Source organism: Pseudaeromonas pectinilytica, assembly GCF_054780855.1.
Map to the genome: position 1 here is coordinate 1 of NZ_BAAGVN010000285.1, position 6,824 is coordinate 6,824.

9 protein-coding genes are annotated in these 6,824 nt (G+C 56.1%); 5 read left to right on the forward strand and 4 right to left on the reverse strand.

Annotation, left to right across the window (positions count from 1 at the left end):
* Nucleotides 1–222: hypothetical protein (locus tag ACYVG7_RS11495; RefSeq protein WP_460883249.1), on the forward strand; the 222-nt coding region annotated here is incomplete at its 5' end.
* A 15-nt stretch (nt 223–237) separates the two neighbouring features.
* Here the strand turns inward: ACYVG7_RS11495 and ACYVG7_RS11500 are convergent.
* Both ACYVG7_RS11500 and ACYVG7_RS11505 read right to left on the reverse strand, forming a co-directional pair.
* Entirely contained in the window at nt 238–1,875 is a 1,638-nt protein-coding gene (locus ACYVG7_RS11500; RefSeq protein ID WP_460883250.1) for a DUF2813 domain-containing protein, read from the reverse strand.
* Nucleotides 1,876–1,948: 73 nt separating this feature from the next.
* Nucleotides 1,949–2,071 (reverse strand): hypothetical protein, encoded by a 123-nt coding sequence (locus ACYVG7_RS11505; protein ID WP_460883251.1) that lies wholly within the window; start codon nt 2,069–2,071, stop codon nt 1,949–1,951.
* A gap of 238 nt (nt 2,072–2,309) precedes the next feature.
* Here ACYVG7_RS11505 and selD point away from each other — a divergent pair, with 238 nt between their 5' ends.
* From selD to ACYVG7_RS11525, 4 genes are all read left to right on the forward strand, one after another.
* Nucleotides 2,310–3,350, forward strand: a complete 1,041-nt coding sequence (selD, locus tag ACYVG7_RS11510; RefSeq protein ID WP_460883252.1) for a selenide, water dikinase SelD — start codon at nt 2,310–2,312, stop codon at nt 3,348–3,350.
* The gene (gene mnmH, locus ACYVG7_RS11515; RefSeq protein ID WP_460883253.1) at nt 3,350–4,474 is read left to right on the forward strand and encodes a tRNA 2-selenouridine(34) synthase MnmH; all 1,125 of its coding nucleotides are present in this window, start codon (nt 3,350–3,352) and stop codon (nt 4,472–4,474) included. Before selD ends, mnmH begins: the two co-directional genes overlap by 1 nt.
* Nucleotides 4,475–4,573: 99 nt before the next feature.
* Nucleotides 4,574–5,176 carry a GDSL-type esterase/lipase family protein gene (locus ACYVG7_RS11520; protein ID WP_460883254.1) on the forward strand — a complete coding sequence of 201 codons (603 nt, stop codon included), beginning with the start codon at nt 4,574–4,576 and terminating at the stop codon, nt 5,174–5,176.
* A 75-nt stretch (nt 5,177–5,251) separates the two neighbouring features.
* Nucleotides 5,252–5,896: an MBL fold metallo-hydrolase gene (locus ACYVG7_RS11525; RefSeq protein WP_460883255.1), complete on the forward strand. Its 645-nt coding sequence runs from the start codon at nt 5,252–5,254 to the stop codon at nt 5,894–5,896.
* Nucleotides 5,897–5,960: 64 nt separating this feature from the next.
* Here the strand turns inward: ACYVG7_RS11525 and ACYVG7_RS11530 are convergent, their stop codons facing one another.
* Complete coding sequence (locus ACYVG7_RS11530; RefSeq protein WP_460883256.1) at nt 5,961–6,416, reverse strand: hypothetical protein; 456 nt, start codon at nt 6,414–6,416, stop codon at nt 5,961–5,963.
* Between the two features lie 182 nt (nt 6,417–6,598).
* Nucleotides 6,599–6,824, reverse strand: a 226-nt coding sequence (locus ACYVG7_RS11535) for a hypothetical protein (RefSeq protein WP_460883257.1), incomplete at its 5' end; no start/stop codon positions are given.

Sequence of the window (6,824 nt, forward strand, 5' to 3'; positions counted from 1 at the left end):
CCAAGAGCCCAACAGTGCAAAATCCTGGTTATCGGGTGGGGTGAAAATAGTCAACAACACGTAAAGGGAACAGCGCCTCGAATTGTGGATACCGCGCTGCCCTCGCCGTTGGATATTATTCCCTTGGGCAATCCCTTACCGGAAATACAGGGTCACTATCAGGTTGCTCCCCGCTCCGCCTGCCTATTTGTCTGTGGCGGTTTTTTGCAACAGAGCCGTTGACGGAGGGAGGGGGAATTAATTCTGTCGTCGAGCCAAGGCGATGACCTTGCTGAACATTTGCCGTAGCAAGGCAGGCATCTGCTCGATCCCTGCCTGCTCGGCCGCCTCCACCACCGACAGCGCCAAAGCGGGTTTACTATGTCGGCTCAAAGCCCGTTCAATCACTTTGCTGGGAGGTAGCATCTGGTGTGCTGTCACCCCGGCCTCACGCCGGTATACCGCCTCAAAACCATGGTGATACAGAAAATGTTCTATATCCTTGGCCGGTAGCGGCGTGAGCCGATCCGTTTCCCGCTCGCCCTTGAGTTGCCCTCGGACACTGGCTGCGTACTTGCTGCCCGCCTGGTCGCCATCGGCCAATAGATGCCATTCGATACCCAGATCCCGCGCGGCCTTGATCAACGGTGCCACACCGCACTGGGCAAACTCAATGATCCGCACCCCCTCGCCGCGCAGACTGTAGCCGCAGATGGTTGCCAGCTCCGAAAGCAGCCAGATCTCGGTCTCCCCCTCGACCAATAACCAGCACCGCGCGAACAGCGACATGGGACGATTGATGCGCACATGAAAGGTGATCCGCCGCAACTCTTCGGCACTCATCTGCTCATCATTGAGACTAAAGGCCCGGGTTTCGTGGGGCTGACGGACCAAGCGGCGAATTTGTCCTAATGGGATAGAGGTCAGCAGATCTCCAGAATTGGTGGTCAGGATTTTTTGCCCGGGCAGCTGTTCAAGTAAGCCCCAGGCCAAGGCCAGCATGGTTGGATGCAGTCGACTCTCGGGGTCTTCCAGGATCAAGATGGGACGGGCGCCGACCTCGATCTCCCGATCGCCACGCGCCGCGAGCAAGGCCCCCCCCAACCCGGCCATCGCCAGCTCCACTGCGCGGCCATGAGCCCCACCGCGCAATAGCTCTTGCAACGCGCCCAGACCACGCAAGCTGGTTGGTTTCGACACAATTTCGCGGGCATTGCGCGGCTTGGTCCGCAGCGGTGGCAAATGACTCAAATAGTGCTCCATCAGGCTGCGGACCGCACCCATGCCTTGACGTAACGTGGGCTCATCGATACCACTGCTATCCTCGTCCAAGACCCGTTGCGATACCCTATCCAGCTGATCCTGCCACTGGGCCGCGCAATCATCGCCACCGTAACGGGTGCTACGGGCATCTCGCAATCGCAGCACCGGGTTCATCAACATCAGCAGATGGATCAGCGGCTCAGGCTCGGGGATCAACAAGTTGTGGCCCTGAGCATCGAGAAAACCATGTTCTGACTCGACCCGGCCATCCGCCATCAATTCGGCGGCCGCCCGATAATGGATGCGGTGCAAACCATCCTTGCTGCGACACCAGATCTTGGCCAAGCGGGACAGACGCTCGGAGTGCTGACACATATCGGGGCGGTATTCGCGGAAGGTGAGCACTATGTGCACATGGTGGCTGGAGGGAACATCGGCGTCGTCGGCGTGATGGAAATCGGCCAATTCGAATTGATAGGGAACCACCCCTTGTCCCAATAAACACCAGAGGGCGCGCAGTAAACTGGTCTTACCCCAGGCATTTTCACCAATCAGGGCGGTTGTTTGCTGCAGCGTAATGGAGAGTCGATTGATGCCGCGAAAGCCTGATATTTCAATCTGTTCCAGATACATACATCACCACCGGTTTTTCTTTCATGGTGGCAAAGCAGTGTGATGATTACCAAGCGATGGTCAGCAGTTTTGGTTACCGGCTACTGATTTTAGCCTGAGGCTGTGAACTGAATGCATATTCCGAGGTACTGGTTTCCTGATTCCACACGGCAAACCAGAGATGGCGTTGACGAAGTTGGCGTTTTTTTAATTTCATGGCGTTGAGTTCCGGATATTGGAGTATTTAAGAGCGGGTACCGGCACAGGATCACGCACTTGTGTCGCTTTTCCATGGCACTTTCATGATGATTTAATGACATGCAAGTTCCCCTGCCCTTTGGCTCTTCAGCGACCACAGGCGCCACTCGTCAAGGAGCAAGTGCATATCATCGGCCGACAAATAACGGCGGTCTGCGTATAATCATCGCCTTCGCCATACATTGAGTGAGGATTTGATGTCTGATCCCATCCGTTTGACCCAATACAGCCATGGTGCCGGTTGCGGTTGCAAGATTTCTCCCAAAGTGCTGGATACCATTCTGCGTAGCCAACTGCCGGCCTTCACCGATCCCAAGCTCGTCGTGGGATATCACAGTAAGGATGATGCTGCCGTGGTGGCATTGGGCGATGGCCGGGGACTGATCTCGACCACCGATTTCTTCATGCCGATTGTCGACGACCCCTTTACCTTCGGCCGTATCGCCGCGACCAATGCCATCAGTGATATCTATGCGATGGGCGGAACCCCGCTGGTTGCCATCGCCATTCTTGGCTGGCCCGTGCAGCTACTCGGCGCCGAGATTGCCCAGGCCGTGGTGGATGGTGGCCGACAGGCGTGTCGGGATGCCGGGATTTCGTTAGCCGGCGGTCATAGCATTGACTCACCCGAGCCCATTTTTGGTCTCGCCGTCAACGGCCTGGTTGAGCTCTCGCAGCTCAAGCGAAATGACACGGCTCAAGCTGGCGATCTACTGTTCCTCACCAAACCGCTGGGGATCGGCATCCTGACCACGGCACAAAAAAAGCAGCGACTGCAAGCCGAGCATGCGCGACTGGCAATTGACTGGATGTGCACCTTGAACAAGGCCGGAGCCGAATTTTCCAAACTTCCTGGCGTAACGGCCCTGACCGATGTCACCGGCTTCGGGCTCGCGGGCCATCTCATCGAGATGTGCGAAGGGGCCAACCTGAGTGCCAACCTGGATATGGAAGCCATCCCGCTGCTCCCAGCCATCGATGATTACCTGCAGGCGGGTTGTGTACCGGGTGGTACCGGACGGAATTTTGAAGCCTATGGCCACAAGATCGCGCCTTTGACTCAGCGTCAGCAACAACTGTTGTGTGATCCACAAACCAGTGGCGGTTTGTTGGTTGCAGTACGGCCTGAGGCCGTGGCTGAATTTCACACCTGTGCCCAGGACGCTGGCTTGACACTGCACCCGATTGGTCGATTACAACACGCGACCGCTAACCACCGCATCGAGTTGAGCGCCTGATGACAACCCCGTTACCTTGCCTCGAAGACTACGCGGCGCTGTTCTTACAACAGCGCCCGCTGATTGACTTGCGCGCACCGATTGAATTTGCCGAAGGTGCCTTCCCCCGGGCGATTAACTTACCGCTGATGAGCGATGAGGAGCGTGCAGCCGTGGGAACCTGCTACAAGCAACAGGGCCAGCAGGCGGCGATTGCACTGGGGCATCAGTTGGTTAGCGGAGAAAATAGGGAGCAACGGCTCCAAGCCTGGCTCACACAGATCCGTCAACATCCGGACAGCGTGCTCTATTGTTTTCGCGGTGGATTGCGCTCGCAGACGGTTCAGCAATGGTTAGCCGAGCGGGGCTGTGTCGTCCCGCGAGTGACAGGCGGTTATAAGGCGTTGCGGCAATTTTTGATTGCTACACTGACCCGCATCAGCACGCGCGATCCTTTATGGCTGGTCACCGGCATGACCGGCTGTGGCAAGACCGACCTGTTAGCGCAGCTACCGGCGGCGGTCGATCTGGAAGGCCACGCTCATCACCGGGGCTCCAGTTTTGGTGCCCTACCCGAGGGTCAGCCTTGTAATATCAATTTTGAAAATAACCTCGCTATCGAGCTGCTACAACGGGAACAAACCGGGCAAACCCATCTCATCCTGGAGGATGAAAGCCGGATGATCGGTCGTTGCACCTTGCCACTGCCGCTGTACACCAGCATGGAGCAGGCGCCGCTCATCTTGTTGCACGCGCCCTTGGCCGAGCGGATTAACCGGATCCGCGCCGAATATGTCACCGGGCTGCTAGTCCGATTCAGCCAGCAGATGACAACGGATGCGGCAGCAGAAGCACTCGGCCGTTTTTTGCAAACCAGTCTTGGCAAACTGGAGCGGCGGCTGGGAACCGAGCGCTGCCACCATCTGCAGGGCGCATTGGCCGAGGCGTTACAGGCGCAATTTCAGCACGGCGATGTTTCCGGTCACGATATCTGGATTGAGCGCCTGCTGGTCGATTATTACGATCCTATTTACCTGCGACATCTGCGGGATCGTGCGGCAAAAATTGTGTTCGAGGGCGATGCCTCGGCCTGTCGGGAATACCTGCAAGCCTTAAGTTTTCAGCCACGACCGCATGCCCGATAGCCCGAGCACACATCATGGGCATCATGGGCTGGCAGCGTTCACTATGTTGCCACCGGGATAGGCCATGACCTCTTCCGCCCCCACTGTTTGGATCACGGTATGATGAACGAAATAGCTCCTCTGCTGCTCTGTTTTGGCGACTCGAACACATGGGGCTTTGATCCCCGAGGGGGTCGTTATCCTGCCGCTCTGTGCTGGCCTCAACAACTGGCACAGCGGTTAGATCGTCCGTTGCAGCTGGAAGGCAAGCCAGGACGAACCCTGTGGTTTGCCCGACCACAATCGGGTCTGGAGCCTGGTTTTGAGGATTGGCAGCGCTGTTTGCGGGCTCGGCCTGCCGATCTGGTGTTGGCGTTGGGCATTAATGATCTGGCCGCTGGCGCAACGCCGCAGCAATGCCAACAGGCGCTCGAACGTTACCTACAGGTCTGGCAGGCGCTGGCACCGAGCTCGGCGTTGACCTTGATTGCCCCCGCCCCTTTGGGGCGGTTGACGACGGGGTGGCAGACGCTATTTGCCGGACAGCAGCAGGCCAGCCAGGAACTCGGTGAACTATGGCTCACCACTGCTCGGGAGTGGCATATTCCCTGTTACCAGACCGACAACCTTTTTTGCCCTGGAGCCGATGGCCTGCACTGGACTGAGGAGTTTCATGCCCAGCTGGCTCGGGAGTTGGCATCCATGCACAAGCCTCCGCAGTAAGAGCGGTTGGAGTGCATCACCCCGGCAGGATAGAATCGACAACATGATTTAGACGGATCTTGCACAGGAATCCATATGCTTAAATATCAAATACTTCCCGTCACCCAGTTCATGCAGAATTGTACGCTGTTGTGGTGTGATGAAACGAATGCCGCCGCCTTGGTCGATCCAGGTGGCGAGATGAAGCATCTTCTTTCTGTGATTGCCAATCATGGACTGACGCTGACCGCCGTCTGGTTGACCCATGGCCATCTGGACCATGTCGGGGCCGCTGACGAAATACGTCAGGCAACGGGCTGCCCGATCATCGGCCCTCACCCTACCGATGCCTTTTGGCTACAAGCGCTGCCTGCACAATCCGAGATGTTTGGTTTTCCCTTGACCGAAGCATTTGTGCCTGATCGCTGGCTTGAGGAGGGTGACATCCTGACGCTGGGCAACCAGCAGTTGCAAGTCCTGCATTGTCCAGGACATACGCCGGGGCATGTGGTGTTCTTGCATCAGCCCAGCAAACTGGCTCTGGTGGGCGATGTCTTGTTCCAAGGATCGATTGGCCGAACCGACTTCCCACAAGGCAATCATAGCGATCTCATCGCCAGCATTACCGAGAAACTGTTGCCCTTGGGGGATGACATCACCTTTATTCCGGGACACGGCCCAAACTCGACCTTCGGTCGCGAGCGGCTCAGTAACCCATTTCTAACCCAGCCGATTTGGTAGCGGGAGCCGGTCCCGGTGTGCAGATGCTTGCACACCGGGCAAAGATCCAGGCTCGAGCAGCAGATTAGTGCATGACCTGACTCACTGTGGTGCCGCCATCCCGCGGGAAGAAGAAGCCCATGAAGGGGCCCCGCGCCTGCCGAACCACATACAGCATGGCGAAGGTGTTGGGCGCAATCCAGCGACACAGCCCCTTGCGATTCGGGGTGTCATCATTGAGATAACCACCAATCAGGCGCACGGTACCGTTAAAAATCGCGGCCTTTTCATGAAACATCTGCGACCCCATTTCGAATTCCGCCTTGGTGATCGCACTGGGAACCAGATCCTTATCTGAATGCCACAAAATCGCTTCCTGATAGGTCGTCATGCGAATTGGATTCTCCCGGCAGTAGTCACCGAAGATCTCGGCAATCAGCTCATCGGTGAATTCATATTCTGCCCAAAGGAGATCCAGATCCAACGCATCCCGATGGGTAAAGCTTTGCTGTTCAAATAGATGAAACAAAATTTCCTTCATCGAGCGACCCGTCAACTGTTGGTACAAGGCCCCAACGTCTTGTTCTTCAACATTTAATTTCGCAATCAATTTCTGCTACCTCATCAGCTACAACGTCATGCTGTATTACAGCATGTAATAAAGCTTCTGTTTATCATTTCCTCGCAACAGGTTTCAACTTGCTGCCAGGCTGCTCTGCTATATCACAGGTCACAGTGCAACCTGTGATAAAAACCGTGAAAGCTTGGAAATTCAAATCCAGGTGTAAACAGGACGACTGAAAAGGCTGAAATAGGGCTTACGGTCACTGAAGCACGGCAAAGGAAAAAATAAAAACCATGAGCCACGTCATTTAACCTGTCAGATCTAAGGAAGGTGCGAACAAGTTCCTGATATGAGATCATCATGTTCATCCGGAGCGCATCCCAG